Below are 13485 nucleotides of genomic sequence, written 5' to 3'. Positions count from 1 at the left end.
ACCTTGCATAGTTCAGGCTTGAGCGCTTCACATCAATAAGGCAAAGAGCGCGCAGGTATTGGGGAGAATTTGAGGGATTACGTTAACCCTTCATAAACCGTTATGGATCAAAGACGGGAATAAGGGAGACACGCGCTCCGTCAATCACAAGCTTGCCCTGATCGGGAAAGTTCACAGTGATCTTGCCGCCCGCGTTCGACTGCACCTGGCCAACGCCCCATTCAGGGTGGTCCGGGTGCCGGACAAACATGCCGGGGGCCAAAATAGCGTTGAGGTCATTCATTTGCGGATGGCCCAGTTTGGAGGAAGTATTAGTTATGGGTGTAGATAACGCCAATCTGGCCGCATTGGTAGGGTCTCGGATCTGTCATGATCTGATCAGCCCGGTCGGCGCCATCAACAACGGCCTGGAACTGCTGGGCATGGCCGGCAGCATGTCGGGACCGGAACTGGAGCTGATCTCTGACAGCGTCGCCAATGCAAATGCCCGCATCCGTTTTTTCCGCATCGCCTTTGGCGCCGCCGGAGACCAGCAGACGCCGCGGGCCGAGATTGTGTCTGTTCTGGAAGACGTCGGCAAAGGCGGGCGGATCAAATACCAGTGGTCGCCGCTGGAGGGCTGCACCCGCAGCGAGGCGCGGCTGGCGCTTCTGTCCGCGCTGTGCCTGGAATCGGCACTGCCCTACGGCGGCACGGTCAAGATATTCTGCGCAGACGGCAAATGGACGGTCATGGGCGAAGGCCGCAAGGTCACCGTCGATGATGAGCTGTGGGCGCGGGTCAGCGGCGGCAATTCGAACGCTGAAATCACCCCGGCACTGGTGCAGTTCGCATTGCTGCCCGAAGCAGCCAAAGAGGCAGGCCGCATCGTGCGGCTGGAGCTGAACCTGGAAAGGATCACGCTGCAGTTCTGATCTGCGCCAGTTCTCACAAAGAAACGCCGGGCAATTTGCCCGGCGTTTTCCATTTTCTGAGGGTCAGGCGCGGGTGGTGCCGTTACCGCGCACCAGGTATTTGAAGCTGGTGAGCTGGGTGGCGCCCACGGGCCCGCGGGCGTGCATCTTGCCGGTGGCAATGCCAATCTCAGCTCCCATCCCGAACTCGCCGCCATCGGCGAACTGGGTCGAGACATTGTGCATCAGGATGGCGCTGTCGAGTTCTGAGAAGAACTTCTGAACAGCCGTCTCATCCTCGGTAATGATGCAATCGGTATGCTGGGAATGGTGCGCCCGGATGTGCTGGATGGCTTCGTCAACGTCCGCGACCTGTTTCGCCGCAATGATTGAATCCAGGTATTCCTTGCCCCAGTCCTCCGCCGTGGCAGTGGTCATGCCATCCGGTCCGGGCAGGTCTGCCTCGGCGCGGATTTCAACGCCGGCAGAGGCAAGGGTTTCCAGAACCATCTTTCCCAAGCCGGGTGCAATGTCCTGATGGATCAGCAGACATTCTGCGGCGCCGCAAATGCCGGTGCGGCGGGTCTTGGCGTTCAGCACCACATCCAGCGCCTTCTGCGGATCAGCAGCCTTGTCGAGATAGATGTGCACGATGCCCTCAAGATGGGCAAAGACCGGCACTCGCGCCTCGCGCTGGACGAGTCCAACCAGCCCCTTGCCGCCGCGGGGCACGATGACATCGACATAGCCGGTCATTGTCAGCAGTTCCTGCACCGCGGCGCGGTCGCGGGTCGGCACCAGTTGCACCGCGTCTTCCGGCAGGCCTGCGGATTTCAGCCCCTCCGCCAGGCAGGCATGGATGGCCTGGCTGGAATGGAAGCTTTCGGAGCCGCCTCGCAAGATCACCGCATTGCCCGATTTCAGGCACAGCGCGCCGGCATCGGCGGTCACGTTGGGGCGGCTTTCGTAGATCACACCAATCACGCCCAGCGGGGTGCGCACACGCTGGATTTTCAGGCCGGTGGGCTGCTCCCACTCCTCCATTACTTCGCCGACGGGGTCGCGCTGCTCTGCCACAGCGCGCAGGCCGTCGACGATTCCCTGAATGCGCGTCTCATCCAGCATCAGCCGGTCCATCATCGCGTCCGACAGGCCCTTGCCCCGGCCGAACTCCAAATCCTTGGCGTTGGCTGCAATAATCTCTGCCCGGCGGCTCCAGACCGCGTCGGCTGCGCCGATCAGCGCCGCGTGTTTGCGTTCTGCGCTGGCTGTCGCCAGGATTTGCGCCGCTTGCTTTGCACGTTTGCCAAGCTCCGCCATCACGGCGGGGATATTTTCATTTTCTTTCATATGTCTCGTGCCCTTGCCGGTCCCTGTCTGGCGCAAAATGCCGTCCCGGCTGGAATAAACCATCAGAGGATGCGGTCAAAGCGCCATATCATCGCGGTGGATCAGAGCGGCGCGGCCGGGATATCCCAGCGTGGCCTCGATCTCCTTCGAATGGCGCCCCTGTATGGCGCGGGCCTCGTCGGCGGTATAGCGCGACAGTCCCTGCCCCAGTTTACGCCCGTCTGGGCCAAGGATGGCCAGCGGATCGCCGCGGCCAAAGTCACCCTCCACATGACGGACGCCTGCGGGCAGCAGGCTTTTGCCGGACATCAGCGCGCGGGCGGCACCCTCATCGATCGTCAGCACGCCGCGGGTCTTCATCGCGGCAATCCAGTGCTTGCGCGCGGCCTGCGGATCACCCTGCCCTGCGAACCAGGTGCACGGAGCGCCTTCTTGAAGTGTTTTCAGTGGGTTCAAGGGAGAACCTTCAGTGATCGCCATGGCGCAGCCTGCAGCGGTTGCCATCTTGGCGGCCAGAAGTTTGGTGATCATCCCGCCCTTGGACAGGCCGGAGACGCCATCGCCGGCCATCGCCTCGATCTCTGGTGTGATCGCTTCAATCCGGTCATAGCGCTTGGCCTCCGGATCCAGTGCCGGATTGGCGCTGTAGAAGCCGTCAACGTCCGACAGCAGGATCAGGCAGTCGGCACCGACGGTCACGGCCACCTGCGCCGCCAGACGGTCATTGTCGCCATAGCGGATCTCATCCGTGGCGATGGTGTCATTCTCGTTGACGATCGGCACGGCACCCATCGCCAGCAGCGTCTCCAGCGTCGCACGGGAGTTCAGGTAGCGGCGGCGGTTCTCGCTGTCTTCCAGCGTCACCAGCACCTGTGCGGTGGTGATCCGGTGCGGCGCAAGCGCCTCCTCATAGGCCCGGGCCAGGCGGATCTGGCCCACTGCGGCAGCGGCCTGGGACTGTTCCAGCGGCAGATCCGCGCGCGGCAGGCCCAGCACGCCGCGGCCCAGGGAGATGGAGCCGGAGGACACCAGCACAACGTCGGTGCCGCGGGACTTCAGCCAGGCAACGTCGTTGGCCAGCGAATGCAGCCAGCCGGCGCGCAGTTCACCGGTTTCCCGGTCCACCAGCAGCGCCGAGCCGATCTTGACGACAATCCGTTTTGCCGACGTCAGGGCTGCCAAGGCGCTTCCTCCTCAGCGGGTTTCACCCGCAGGCGGTCGTCGTCGATCTCGTTGCGCAGGGCGCGCAGGATCTCGTTCACGCCGTGGCGGCTGACGCCGGACATCAGATGCACAGGCCCGCCAACGGCCACCTCCAGGGCGGCGCGCTTCTCGTCCAGCTCTTCCGGATCGATGGCATCGACCTTATTGAGCGCGGTAATCCGGGTCTTGGTGGCCAGAACGCCGCCATAAGCCTCCAGCTCACCGATGATGGTCTCGTAGTCCTCAACCACGGTCTCGGAGGTGCCGTCCACCAGGTGCAGCAGCACCGCGCAGCGCTCCACATGGCCCAGGAAACGGTCGCCGATCCCCTTGCCCTCATGCGCGCCTTCAATCAGGCCAGGGATGTCCGCGACCACGAACTCGGTATTGTCGATTCCAACCACGCCCAGGTTCGGGTGCAGCGTTGTAAAGGGATAATCCGCGATTTTGGGCCGGGCGTTGGAGGTGGCCGACAGGAAGGTCGACTTGCCTGCATTCGGCAGGCCAAGCAGGCCTGCATCCGCAATCAGCTTCAGCCGCAGCCAGATGGTACGCTCTACGCCCTCCTGGCCCGGGTTGGCACGCCGCGGCGCCTGGTTGGTCGCAGACTTGAAGTGCAGGTTGCCAAAACCGCCATTGCCGCCCTTAGCCAGCAGCACGCGCTCACCCGGCGTGGTGAGGTCGGCCAGGACGGTTTCCTGATCCTCGTCCAAGATCTCAGTGCCGACAGGCACGCGCAGAACAATATCATCGCCGTCCTTGCCGGTGCGCTGGCGGCCCATGCCGGACTGGCCGTTCTTGGCAAAGAAGTGCTGCTGGTAACGAAAGTCGATCAGGGTGTTCAGACCTTCGGTAACTTCAGCCCAGACCGAGCCGCCCTTGCCGCCATCGCCCCCGTCCGGGCCGCCGTATTCGATGTATTTCTCACGGCGGAAGCTGACGCAGCCGTTCCCGCCGGCGCCCGAGCGGATGTAGACCTTTGCCAGATCGAGGAATTTCATGACAGCTCCTTAATGCGGCAGGCCCCAGTGCCTGCCCGCGCAGTACAAGTGTCCCGCCAGAACCCAGGGCACTGGCGGGACTGTTTCGATTGCCTTACCGCAAAGCGCGCGCCGCGCCAATCACAGTTTTCGGCTGTAAGTCCAGGTTGGGACGGAGGCGTCGCGCGCCACCGAATAGCTTTCTGCATCGCCCAGATAATCAAAGCCGCAGTGGATCAGCACCCGGGCAGAAGCGGGGTTGTCCTGAAAGACTGAGGCAAACATCGCGTCGTTCTTCTGCGGGTTCGCATCGACCAGCGCCTTCAGCGCCGCTGACGCCAGGCCGGTGTTCCAGAACGGCGGCGCGGTCCAATAGGACACTTCGGACTGGTTGCGGTCCATCCGCTTCAGCCCGATCACGCCTTTCAGCTCGGAGTCGCCCTCGATGGTTCCGTCGATCACCCAGACATCCTCATCCCGCTCCTCGGCCATGGCGCGTGCCACAAACGCCTCAGCCGCGCCGGGCGGCAGCGGGTGCGGCACTGAGCGGGTCATGCGGGCAACACGTTCGTCGCTGACATAGTGTTCTATCAGGCCGGCGTCGGATTTTCGCAGGGGCCGCAGGACAAGACGCTCAGTTTCAATCACCTGCTGGCACACGATCTGTTCCAAATTCACGGACACGCTCCTCCTCGGCCAAAATTCTTGCGGCGGCAAACGCCTTTGTTGTTATCGCGATGAAATTCAGATGTGCACGCCGAGCTGTCACGGCAAGGCACAAGGCATTCAAATATGGCAAAACTTCCCGTTTGCCCGGTGTGAACACCTGGCTGGTTCAGCGCGCTATACCTGGTTACTGCGGTCACTGGAAAACTCATCACAAGCTCAAGTTTCAAAACAGAAAAAGGGACCGGCCTTGCAGCCGATCCCCTAAAGACTTCTTTACCCTTCGGGTCGGCTTACTCAGCGGCCTCCGCCACTGGGAGAACCGATACAAAGGTGCGGCCTTTCAGGCCTTTGCGGAAGCTCACAGCACCGTCAGCAGTTGCAAATAGAGTGTGGTCTTTGCCCATGCCAACGCCTTCGCCGGCCCAGAATTTGGTGCCGCGCTGACGCACGATGATGTTGCCTGCGATGGCTGCCTGGCCACCGTAGAGTTTCACGCCAAGGCGGCGACCAGCAGAGTCGCGGCCGTTACGGGAGGAACCGCCAGCTTTTTTATGTGCCATTCTCTCTCTCCTTAGCCTTTGGCCAGCTCTTTGGCCTGCTCAACCCACTCGGGCTTCACTTTGATCGCCTCGATACCAGCAATGTCGTCTTCGGACAAGGCTGCGATCTGAGCGAAAGTGGTCAGGCCTGCTTCTGCCAGTTTCTTGGCAGCTGCGGGACCGACGCCGGTCAGGGCGGTCAGGTCGTCCGAACCTGCAGCAGCTTCAGCGGCCGGAGCAGCTTTGGCTTTGGCAGCAGCTTTCGGAGCGGCTTTGGTTGCGCCCGAAGCCAGGATCTCGGTGATCCGGACCAGGGTCAGTTTCTGACGGTGGCCTTTGGTGCGCTTGGAAGAGTGCTTCCGGCGGCGCTTGACGAAGTGGATCAGCTTCTCGCCTTTGATCTGCTCGATCACTTCTGCCTTGACGGCAGCGCCGTCAACCAGCGGAGCACCGACAACCGGAGCGTCGCCGCCCAGCATCAGAACTTCGTCGAATTGGATGGTGTCGCCGGCATCTGCAGCAAGTTTCTCAACGCGGAGCACGTCGCCCGCCTGAACCTTGTACTGCTTGCCGCCAGTCTTGAGGACCGCAAACATGTGCGTCTTTCCTTTTCTAACCGCGTCCTACGGCCCCCTTGCGGGCGTTTCGGCAGATGCCGCCTCGAACAGCGCGCCCTTGGATGGGCGTATGACAAATAAACCCCGGCGCACGGATTCCGGGCCGGGATGCGGGCTTATGGTTCGGAACGGGCGGTGTGTCAACCGTTTTCCACAGGCTTTTCAATAAGCCTGCGGAAATCAGATATCCTGGCCCGGCGTCAGCTCAGCCAAGCGGTGGGCCAGTTCCTCGAACCGGTTGGCGGTGATCTCATACTGGACCGCATTCAGCAGCTCGTAGACCCGCTGCATCGGCGCCTCCTCCAGAGCCTCGACATAAGCCTGTAATTCGGCGTCCGAGAATTCCTGGTAGGTATAGGCAGAAGCGGCCAGGCTGGACGCCTGCAGGCTGAGACGCAGTTCGCCCTCCTGCTCTTTCATCAAGGCCTGCAGTTCTTCCGCGTCGAGCTCCATCTCGATCACGCCGGCGGCTGAAGCTGCCATCAGGAAGCGGAACTGGATCTGCTGCAAGGCCTTCACACCTGTGCCCGCGGCATCGATGGCACTTCCCATCCGCCGGTACATCGCCACCCGCTTGCTGCCGGCTTTAACGAGGTCGGAGATGATGCGGCTACCGGCAAGTTGCTTCACCTCATCATCCTCAATCAGATGGGAGGCGTTTTCAGCGCGCACCAGCCGTTTGCCCAGATCGCTGGCATAAAAGGCGGCTGCATGATCCAGTGCCTCGTCATCCAGGGTGGTTTCCAGAATATCCAGCGCCAGGCCGCGCATCTGGCTGGTGTCAAAGACCTCCTCCGACAATTCGGTCCACTGGCTGCCAAAGGCGCCTGCATCGACGCCCAGCATGTCCGGGGCGCTGGAAGCTGACAGAGCGATGCTGTCCAGAGCCACGTCAAATCCGGTGACTTCCAGAAATGCCTCGACCCGCGCGCGGTCGGCGGCAGCGGCGGGCTGGGAAACCGCCCAGCAGGCAAGCCATAGCATTGCCAGAGATGGCAACAGGGAAGCGGAAAGTGTTCGGATCATCTGCATAGTGCAAATCTAGGCAAAAACCTTTGGCTGGCAACGGAAATCCGGCTTTTTTTGCCAAAGCTGCAAATCGCCCCTTGCGCCGGTCCTGAATCAACATTAAACCGCGCCTCACCCCCCGCGGAGAGGTGCCGGAGTGGTCGAACGGGGCGGTCTCGAAAACCGTTGTGGGTGCAAGCCCACCCAGGGTTCGAATCCCTGTCTCTCCGCCATTTTCCCCTTCTGACCGCTTCACAATCAGGCTGCATGCCGCAGCGCTGACGCGCTCTGCATTTGCAGGCTGGTGCCCCTTTTCCAACCCCGCCGCAGCTATATCTGACCATCTACACGCCTGAAATTTCGGCAACAAAAAAAGGCCGGACATTTCTGTCCGGCCCTTGTGTTGTTTTGCCTGCGCGGATCAGGCGCGGCGGCGGCGTCCGCCGGCGCGGCCGCCACGGCCACGGCCTTCTTCGCCTTCAGCGGCAGGCGCCTTGTTGAACTTGATCCACTCACCGCCATGCGGGTCGTTGTTGGTTAGGAAGTTGGCAGCGCGGATGGCTTCCATTTCCTTACCGGCGCGCGGCTTGGTGGAGCCCAGGCCGAACATGGTGACAAACGCTTCGTCGTCCATGCTTTCCGGCAGGATGATGCCAGCGGCCTCGACTGCAGCCTTCTTCTCGGCAATGGCCTTCTGGGTCACCGGCAGCGCCACCGGGTTCATGATCGCAGAGGTCATGCCGGCACCCATTGCCATCGGCAGGAAGGCGTTGTTGATGCCGTGACGGTTCGGCAGGCCGAACGAGATGTTGGACGCACCGCAAGTGGTGTTCACACCCAGTTCTTCGCGTAGGCGGCGGACCAGGGCAAACACCTGCAGGCCCGCAGTCGCCATGGCGCCAACCGGCATCACCAGCGGGTCAACCACGATGTCATGCGCCGGGATGCCGAAATCGGCAGCACGCTCAACGATCTTCTTGGCTACGGCGAAACGCACATCGGGGTCTTCCGAGATGCCGGTGTCGTCGTTGGAGATTGCCACAACCGGCACGTTGTACTTCTTGACCAGCGGCAGGATCTGCTCCAGGCGCTCTTCTTCACCGGTGACAGAATTCAGCAGCGGACGGCCCTCGCAGACTTCCAGGCCTGCTTCCAGCGCACCCGGAACCGAGGAGTCGATGCACAGCGGCACGTCGACCAGGCCTTGAACCAGTTCAACGATCTTCCGCATCAGCGGCGGCTCGGTCTCGTTCGGGTTCGGGTTGGAGTTGTAAACCACGCCCGCGTTGATATCGAGAACGGTGGCACCGGCCAGAACCTGAGCCACAGCGTCTTTTTCGACGGTGGAGAAATCGCCGGCTTCCAGCTCGGCCGCCAGTTTCTTGCGGCCGGTCGGGTTGATGCGCTCACCGATCACACAGAACGGCTCATCAAAGCCCAGGACCGCGGTTTTTGTTTTTGATTCTACGACTGTACGGGTCATTGTTGATCCTTAGGGTCTTAGGAGTTGACCGGCTTCGCCGAGGCGCCGCCGTTGTTGATGGCCCAGGTGGCATTGGTCTTGATGCCGCCCAGCGGGAAGAAATGCACGTTGGTGATGTTAAAGTCCGGGTTTTCCGCCTTGTAGGCTGCCAGCTCGGCCACAACATCGGTCGGCTCATAAGGCAGCAGCAGCTTGGACACGTCCATCGCGCGCTTCTGCAAAACCTTCAGCGACGGGCCGACGCCGCAGGCGATGGCGAATTTGATCAGGGTCTGCAGCTTGGCCGGGCCAGCGATACCGATGTGAATCGGCAGATCCACGCCCGCTGCCTTCAGGCCGTTTGCCCATTCGATGATCGGCTTGGCTTCAAACGCGAACTGGGTGGCCAGCGCCATCTTGGCGTCGGTGCGCTCAGAGAACTTCTGCTTCCACTGGAGCGCTTCGGAGACGTTCTTGGTGGTGCCGTCCGGGTCGATGTCCTTGTTGCCTTCCGGGTGGCCGGCGACATGCAGGTTGGTAAAGCCCGCCTTGTCGAACAAGCCGGTTTCCAGCAGCTGCATGGAGCTGTGGAAATCGCCGTGCGGCTTGGCAACGCCGCCTGCCAGCATCAGCGCTTGCTTGACGTCGGCCTCGCCCTGGTAGCGGGCGATCCAGTCGGCCAGGGTGGCCTCGTCCTTGATGATCCGCGCCGGGAAGTGCGGCATCACCGGGAAGCCTTCGGCGTTCAGGCGCTTGGCAGTGGCGACCATGTCCTCGATCGGGGTGCCCTCGATATGCGCGATGTAGACGCGGGTGCCCGCGGGCAGCAGGTCGCGGAAATCGTCGACCTTCTCTGCGGTGCGCGGCATGACCTCGATCGAGTAGCCCTGCAGGAAGGCTTCAACCTGGGGATTGACGGTCTGGGCCGCGCCAGAGTCACGTTTTTTAAAGTTCAGCAAAGCCATCACGGCCTCCCAAAGTGGTCTACGGGTCATGCCCATCCGTCATTTGCGATCAGCGCCTTGAGGCGGTCCTGATCATACTCAGTTTCCAGGCGTTTGGCCTCAGCTTCAGCGATGTCAGTTGCCTCGCCTTCAGCTGAAAACGGTTCGGCCTTGCGCCACTCAGCCAGATAGGCGTCCGCGTCCTTTGCGTTCACCTTCATGGCTGCGCGGTCGATGGCCTGCTCGAACCGTTCTTCGAGCTGGCGCTTGGCGCCGCGGCGGCCTTTGCCAACGATGACCTGCGCAGGGATATCGCGCCAGTATACGATCGTAACGTCGGGCATGCCTTGCTTTCCTCCTAGCCTGGATAGACCACGTTCTAGTGCGGTGGAGCGCCGCAGGTTGGTCGATTTTCGACAACACGATGGGATTGAGCGACGTTTTGCTGCCGCGACACTAGCTTTGTACACCTGCGAATGCCACAGCGGCTTTGTGCCAAAATATTCATGTGGATTATGAGATTTCCGCGAAGCAGCGGAAATTGCTTCACTTCTGCCTCCAGGGCGCTTGCGCCGCCGCATTTGCGCACCTATTGTCATTCTTAACACGATAATCGGAGGGCGTGAATCATGGCGCCCAGGCGCTCGAAAGGTGCGGGCGCGTTTCCCAAAGCGGTTGAGACCCCTGCACCGGCCCGTCCCGATCCTGATGCGCTCTATGCGGCGCTGGATTTGGGAACAAATAGCTGCCGCATGCTGATCGCCCAGCCCAAGGGCAGCGGCATTCATGTGGTCGACAGCTTCTCCAAGTCGGTGCAGCTCGGCGCCGGGCTGGAGCGGACCGGACGTCTGTCGCGGTCCTCGATGGCGCGCACCATTCAGGCGCTGCGGATCTGCCAGCAAAAACTCAAACGCAACAAGGTCAAGCGGATGCGTCTGGTGGCGACCGAGGCCTGCCGCCGGGCAAAAAACGCGCGCGACTTCATCCGCCAGGTGAAACGGGAGACCGGGCTTACGCTGGAAATCATCCAGCCGGAGGAAGAGGCGCGGCTGGCGGTGATCTCCTGCGCGCCGCTGGTCTCCACCAAGACCGAGCAGCTTCTGGTGGTCGATATCGGCGGCGGCTCGACCGAGCTGGTCTGGATCGATGTCTCCTCCGTGCCGCGGCGCGACCGCCCGTCCGCCATCATGCGGCTGCACAACGGGTTTCACCCGACCGAAAGCCCCTTCCCCGCCGCCAAGGTGGTGGACTGGATCTCGGTGCCGCTAGGGGTCGCCACGCTGCGCGACCAGTTCAACGACGTGGAAGATGACGCCGCGCGCTTTGCCCTGATGAGCTGGTTCTTCGAAGAAAATCTTGCCGATTTCGCCCCCTACAAGGATGAGCAGGCGCGCGAGGGCTTTCAGATCGTCGGCACCTCCGGCACCGTCACCACCGTGGCGGCCTCGCATCTGGGGCTGAAGCGTTATGACCGCACCAAGGTCGATGGCCTGCGGATGACCAGCGATCAGATTGACAAAGTGATCCGCGGTTATCTAGAACTCGGCCCTCAGGGCCGCCGCCGCGACCCCCGCATCGGCGAGGACCGGCAGGCGCTGATCATGTCCGGGTCCGCCATTCTGCAGGCACTGTTGCGCTGCTGGCCAACCGACCGGCTGTCGGTCGCGGACCGCGGCCTGCGCGAAGGCCTGCTTTATGCGCAGATGAGCGCGGACGGCGTTCTGGAAGACGGCCCATATTAAGCGGGGCCGGTAGAATTGGATTTTTCCGGGCCGGAGTTGGCAAAACTCCGGGCACCCGGCGCAAATGGTGGCAGTCATGGCAAAGACACCGACAGGAAAGAACACATCCGGCCGCGGGCAGCGGGATCTGAAGGTCAATGTGAAAACGGCGCGCGGGCGCAAGCTCAGTTCGACCCGCTGGCTGCAGCGGCAGTTGAACGACCCCTATGTGAAACGCGCCCAGGCCGAAGGCTACCGCGGCCGCGCGGCCTACAAGATCATGGAGCTGGACGACAAGTTCCGCTTCCTGGTGAACGGCGCCCGGGTTGTCGACTTGGGCTGCGCACCGGGCGGCTGGGCGCAGGTGGCGGTGAAACGGATCAATTCCCTTGGTGAAAAACAAGGCAAGGCCGTTGGCCGCATCATCGGTGTTGACCTGCAAGAGGTTGAACCGCTGGCGGGTGCGGAGTTCCACCAGCTCGACTTCATGGATGACGGGGCCGATGAACAGGTCAAGGAATGGCTGGGCGGCAAGGCGGATGTGGTGATGTCGGACATGGCCGCAGCCAGCTCCGGCCACAAGCAGACCGACCATTTGCGGATCATCTCGCTGTGCGAAACCGCCGCCTATTTCGCCTTTGACGTGCTGGAGGAAGGCGGTACCTTTGTGGCCAAGGTTCTGGCCGGCGGTGCCGAAGGCGAGCTGCAGAAGCTGCTGAAGCAGAAGTTCACCAAGGTGATGAACATCAAGCCGCCCTCCTCGCGTTCGGACAGCTCTGAGAAATTTGTGGTGGCCACAGGCTTTCGCGGCTAGGCCCCGTCAGACCCGGCGGCTGTGCGGCATGGTCAGCGACCGTGCCGCCAATGTGCGCAGCATAATGGCCTCCTCGCCGTCTTCATCGGTCAGCCGGGATACCCGCAGCTTGCGGCTGGCATGGCCGGCCATTTCGCGCTGCCGCATCAGTTCAAACAGCCGCAGATGGCGCAGTTTGTTTTGCAGTTTTGTCATGATGGCCCCTTCTGGATCCGCTGCTTTCCTGCAGACCTAAAGGGCGATTGGGCTGAGATATGGGCGCAATTGTGGCAACCCTGCCTTATTGTTGAAGAAAGAGAAACAGTTGCAGCAGAGCCGCAATTGCTATGTCCGACCCAGGCTGTTTGCGATATCGATCAGTGCGCCGTTGAACTCCGCGCCCAAGATCAAAATTGCGGAGTTGAGATAAAGAAAAATCATCGCCGCCATGGCACCAGCAAGGCCCGCGTAAGTAGCGGAATACTGCGCGAAGGAGCTGACATAAATGGCAAATCCGCTGCCGCAGATCAACCACAACAGAAGAGTCAGCACCGCACCTGGCAGGATCCGCCGGAAACGGTGGACCCGCCCCGGCAGAATGAGGTGAAACGAAAGCACTGCGCCCACCGGCAACATGACCGCAAACAGGCGGCTCAGTCCCCTCTCCCATTGGCTGGAGGGCTGTCCGAACGGCAGCAGGTCGGCCAGGTAGTGCACATACAATGGAAGAAAGACTTCAAAGACCGCTGCAGCCAGGATCCCCGCCCCGCCAAGGATCACCAGCCCGATGCAAAGCGCCCGGGTTTTCCAGAACGGCCGGGTATCGGTATCGTGATAGGCCTGTACCAAGGCAATGCGAACGGCGTCGACTCCGTTGGACGCAAAGTACAGCGCAAACAGCCCGCCCAAGGTTGCCAGTTGCGTGCTCGACGTCCGTAAAACCGCCTCAACCTCCGAAAGGATCGGCTGAGCAACGGATTCCGGCCATGAACCGAATACCAATTCGGTCATACTGTCCATTTCGACCCTCTGCGAAAAGATGCCCGCCACGGTGCCCGCCAGCGCCACGGTAAACAGAACAAAGGGAAACAGCGCCAGCATCATCGACATGGCGATGTGACTGCTCATCACCCAGCCATTCTTTCTGTTGAAGCGGCTTGCGGCGGTTATCAATGCGGCTGGCCACATTCGGATCGGCGGCAGGATGGGCATAGCGGCACGGTTCCACAACTGCAGCGAAAATGCCAGCGGCAAAGCAAGTCGCCCGCTCTCGTCCTGCCGGACTGGAGGCGCCGGGGATGGCGAA

At 61.7% G+C, this 13485-nt stretch carries 16 protein-coding genes and 1 tRNA gene; 4 read left to right on the top strand and 13 right to left on the bottom strand.

The window, feature by feature from the left end; all coding sequences use genetic code 11:
* Positions 1–100: 100 nt before the first annotated feature.
* Positions 101–283, bottom strand: a complete 183-nt coding sequence (locus AC58NV_RS02485; RefSeq protein WP_039145992.1) for a DUF3553 domain-containing protein — start codon at positions 281–283, stop codon at positions 101–103.
* A 34-nt stretch (positions 284–317) separates the two neighbouring features.
* On the opposite strand from AC58NV_RS02485, the gene AC58NV_RS02480 reads away from it, so the two are divergent.
* Positions 318–914, top strand: coding sequence for a histidine phosphotransferase family protein (locus AC58NV_RS02480; RefSeq protein WP_497225731.1), 597 nt, complete (start codon positions 318–320; stop codon positions 912–914).
* Between the two features lie 63 nt (positions 915–977).
* Here AC58NV_RS02480 and AC58NV_RS02475 read toward each other — a convergent pair whose 3' ends face one another.
* From AC58NV_RS02475 to AC58NV_RS02445, 7 genes are all read right to left on the bottom strand, one after another.
* Entirely contained in the window at positions 978–2243 is a 1266-nt protein-coding gene (locus AC58NV_RS02475) for a glutamate-5-semialdehyde dehydrogenase (protein ID WP_497225730.1), read from the bottom strand.
* A gap of 75 nt (positions 2244–2318) precedes the next feature.
* On the bottom strand, positions 2319–3425 hold the full coding sequence (gene proB / locus AC58NV_RS02470) for a glutamate 5-kinase (RefSeq protein WP_497225729.1): 1107 nt from the start codon (positions 3423–3425) through the stop codon (positions 2319–2321).
* Positions 3413–4447, bottom strand: coding sequence for a GTPase ObgE (obgE, locus tag AC58NV_RS02465; RefSeq protein WP_497225728.1), 1035 nt, complete (start codon positions 4445–4447; stop codon positions 3413–3415). Before obgE ends, proB begins: the two co-directional genes overlap by 13 nt.
* 120 nt (positions 4448–4567) lie before the next feature.
* Positions 4568–5104 carry a GNAT family N-acetyltransferase gene (locus tag AC58NV_RS02460; RefSeq protein ID WP_497225727.1) on the bottom strand — a complete coding sequence of 179 codons (537 nt, stop codon included), beginning with the start codon at positions 5102–5104 and terminating at the stop codon, positions 4568–4570.
* Positions 5105–5385: 281 nt separating this feature from the next.
* The gene (gene rpmA / locus AC58NV_RS02455; protein ID WP_019297807.1) at positions 5386–5655 is read right to left on the bottom strand and encodes a 50S ribosomal protein L27; all 270 of its coding nucleotides are present in this window, start codon (positions 5653–5655) and stop codon (positions 5386–5388) included.
* An 11-nt stretch (positions 5656–5666) separates the two neighbouring features.
* A complete protein-coding gene (gene rplU, locus AC58NV_RS02450; protein ID WP_039145986.1) occupies positions 5667–6230 on the bottom strand; it encodes a 50S ribosomal protein L21 in 564 nt (187 codons plus the stop codon).
* 201 nt (positions 6231–6431) lie between these two features.
* Positions 6432–7283, bottom strand: a complete 852-nt coding sequence (locus AC58NV_RS02445) for a DUF2059 domain-containing protein (RefSeq protein ID WP_497225726.1) — start codon at positions 7281–7283, stop codon at positions 6432–6434.
* Positions 7284–7402: 119 nt separating this feature from the next.
* Between AC58NV_RS02445 and AC58NV_RS02440 the strand changes: the two genes are divergently transcribed.
* A tRNA-Ser gene (locus tag AC58NV_RS02440) sits at positions 7403–7492 on the top strand.
* 188 nt (positions 7493–7680) lie between these two features.
* Here the strand turns inward: AC58NV_RS02440 and AC58NV_RS02435 are convergent.
* Genes AC58NV_RS02435 through AC58NV_RS02425 form a run of 3 tightly spaced genes read right to left on the bottom strand, consistent with a single transcriptional unit; the run spans position 7681 to position 10009 of the window.
* Positions 7681–8742 carry a methyltetrahydrofolate cobalamin methyltransferase gene (locus AC58NV_RS02435; RefSeq protein WP_366661914.1) on the bottom strand — a complete coding sequence of 354 codons (1062 nt, stop codon included), beginning with the start codon at positions 8740–8742 and terminating at the stop codon, positions 7681–7683.
* Positions 8743–8759: 17 nt separating this feature from the next.
* The gene (locus AC58NV_RS02430) at positions 8760–9686 is read right to left on the bottom strand and encodes a methylenetetrahydrofolate reductase (RefSeq protein WP_497225725.1); all 927 of its coding nucleotides are present in this window, start codon (positions 9684–9686) and stop codon (positions 8760–8762) included.
* A 26-nt stretch (positions 9687–9712) separates the two neighbouring features.
* Positions 9713–10009 carry a virulence factor gene (locus AC58NV_RS02425; protein ID WP_497225724.1) on the bottom strand — a complete coding sequence of 99 codons (297 nt, stop codon included), beginning with the start codon at positions 10007–10009 and terminating at the stop codon, positions 9713–9715.
* Positions 10010–10294: 285 nt separating this feature from the next.
* On the opposite strand from AC58NV_RS02425, the gene AC58NV_RS02420 reads away from it, so the two are divergent.
* The gene (locus AC58NV_RS02420; RefSeq protein ID WP_222475781.1) at positions 10295–11407 is read left to right on the top strand and encodes a Ppx/GppA phosphatase family protein; all 1113 of its coding nucleotides are present in this window, start codon (positions 10295–10297) and stop codon (positions 11405–11407) included.
* 76 nt (positions 11408–11483) lie between these two features.
* Complete coding sequence (locus AC58NV_RS02415) at positions 11484–12200, top strand: RlmE family RNA methyltransferase (RefSeq protein WP_065267361.1); 717 nt, start codon at positions 11484–11486, stop codon at positions 12198–12200.
* 6 nt (positions 12201–12206) lie between these two features.
* On the opposite strand, the gene AC58NV_RS02410 is transcribed toward AC58NV_RS02415, so the two are convergent.
* Positions 12207–12395, bottom strand: a complete 189-nt coding sequence (locus AC58NV_RS02410) for a hypothetical protein (protein ID WP_497225723.1) — start codon at positions 12393–12395, stop codon at positions 12207–12209.
* A 129-nt stretch (positions 12396–12524) separates the two neighbouring features.
* On the bottom strand, positions 12525–13391 hold the full coding sequence (locus AC58NV_RS02405) for a YihY/virulence factor BrkB family protein (RefSeq protein ID WP_497225722.1): 867 nt from the start codon (positions 13389–13391) through the stop codon (positions 12525–12527).
* Positions 13392–13485: the final 94 nt, after the last annotated feature.

Source organism: Leisingera sp. ANG49, from assembly GCF_059694505.1.
Note: the sequence above shows the minus strand (reverse complement) of the source record. Positions and strands in the feature narration are given on the sequence as shown.

Coding starts and splice junctions, on each gene's coding strand:
- AC58NV_RS02485 (WP_039145992.1), bottom strand. CDS start 283: ATGAATGACCTCAACGCTATTTTGGCCCCCGGCATGTTTGTCCGGCAC.
- AC58NV_RS02480 (WP_497225731.1), top strand. CDS start 318: ATGGGTGTAGATAACGCCAATCTGGCCGCATTGGTAGGGTCTCGGATC.
- AC58NV_RS02475 (WP_497225730.1), bottom strand. CDS start 2,243: ATGAAAGAAAATGAAAATATCCCCGCCGTGATGGCGGAGCTTGGCAAA.
- obgE (WP_497225728.1), bottom strand. CDS start 4,447: ATGAAATTCCTCGATCTGGCAAAGGTCTACATCCGCTCGGGCGCCGGC.
- rpmA (WP_019297807.1), bottom strand. CDS start 5,655: ATGGCACATAAAAAAGCTGGCGGTTCCTCCCGTAACGGCCGCGACTCT.
- rplU (WP_039145986.1), bottom strand. CDS start 6,230: ATGTTTGCGGTCCTCAAGACTGGCGGCAAGCAGTACAAGGTTCAGGCG.
- AC58NV_RS02445 (WP_497225726.1), bottom strand. CDS start 7,283: ATGCAGATGATCCGAACACTTTCCGCTTCCCTGTTGCCATCTCTGGCA.
- AC58NV_RS02435 (WP_366661914.1), bottom strand. CDS start 8,742: ATGACCCGTACAGTCGTAGAATCAAAAACAAAAACCGCGGTCCTGGGC.
- AC58NV_RS02430 (WP_497225725.1), bottom strand. CDS start 9,686: ATGGCTTTGCTGAACTTTAAAAAACGTGACTCTGGCGCGGCCCAGACC.
- AC58NV_RS02425 (WP_497225724.1), bottom strand. CDS start 10,009: ATGCCCGACGTTACGATCGTATACTGGCGCGATATCCCTGCGCAGGTC.
- AC58NV_RS02420 (WP_222475781.1), top strand. CDS start 10,295: ATGGCGCCCAGGCGCTCGAAAGGTGCGGGCGCGTTTCCCAAAGCGGTT.
- AC58NV_RS02415 (WP_065267361.1), top strand. CDS start 11,484: ATGGCAAAGACACCGACAGGAAAGAACACATCCGGCCGCGGGCAGCGG.
- AC58NV_RS02410 (WP_497225723.1), bottom strand. CDS start 12,395: ATGACAAAACTGCAAAACAAACTGCGCCATCTGCGGCTGTTTGAACTG.
- AC58NV_RS02405 (WP_497225722.1), bottom strand. CDS start 13,391: ATGCCCATCCTGCCGCCGATCCGAATGTGGCCAGCCGCATTGATAACC.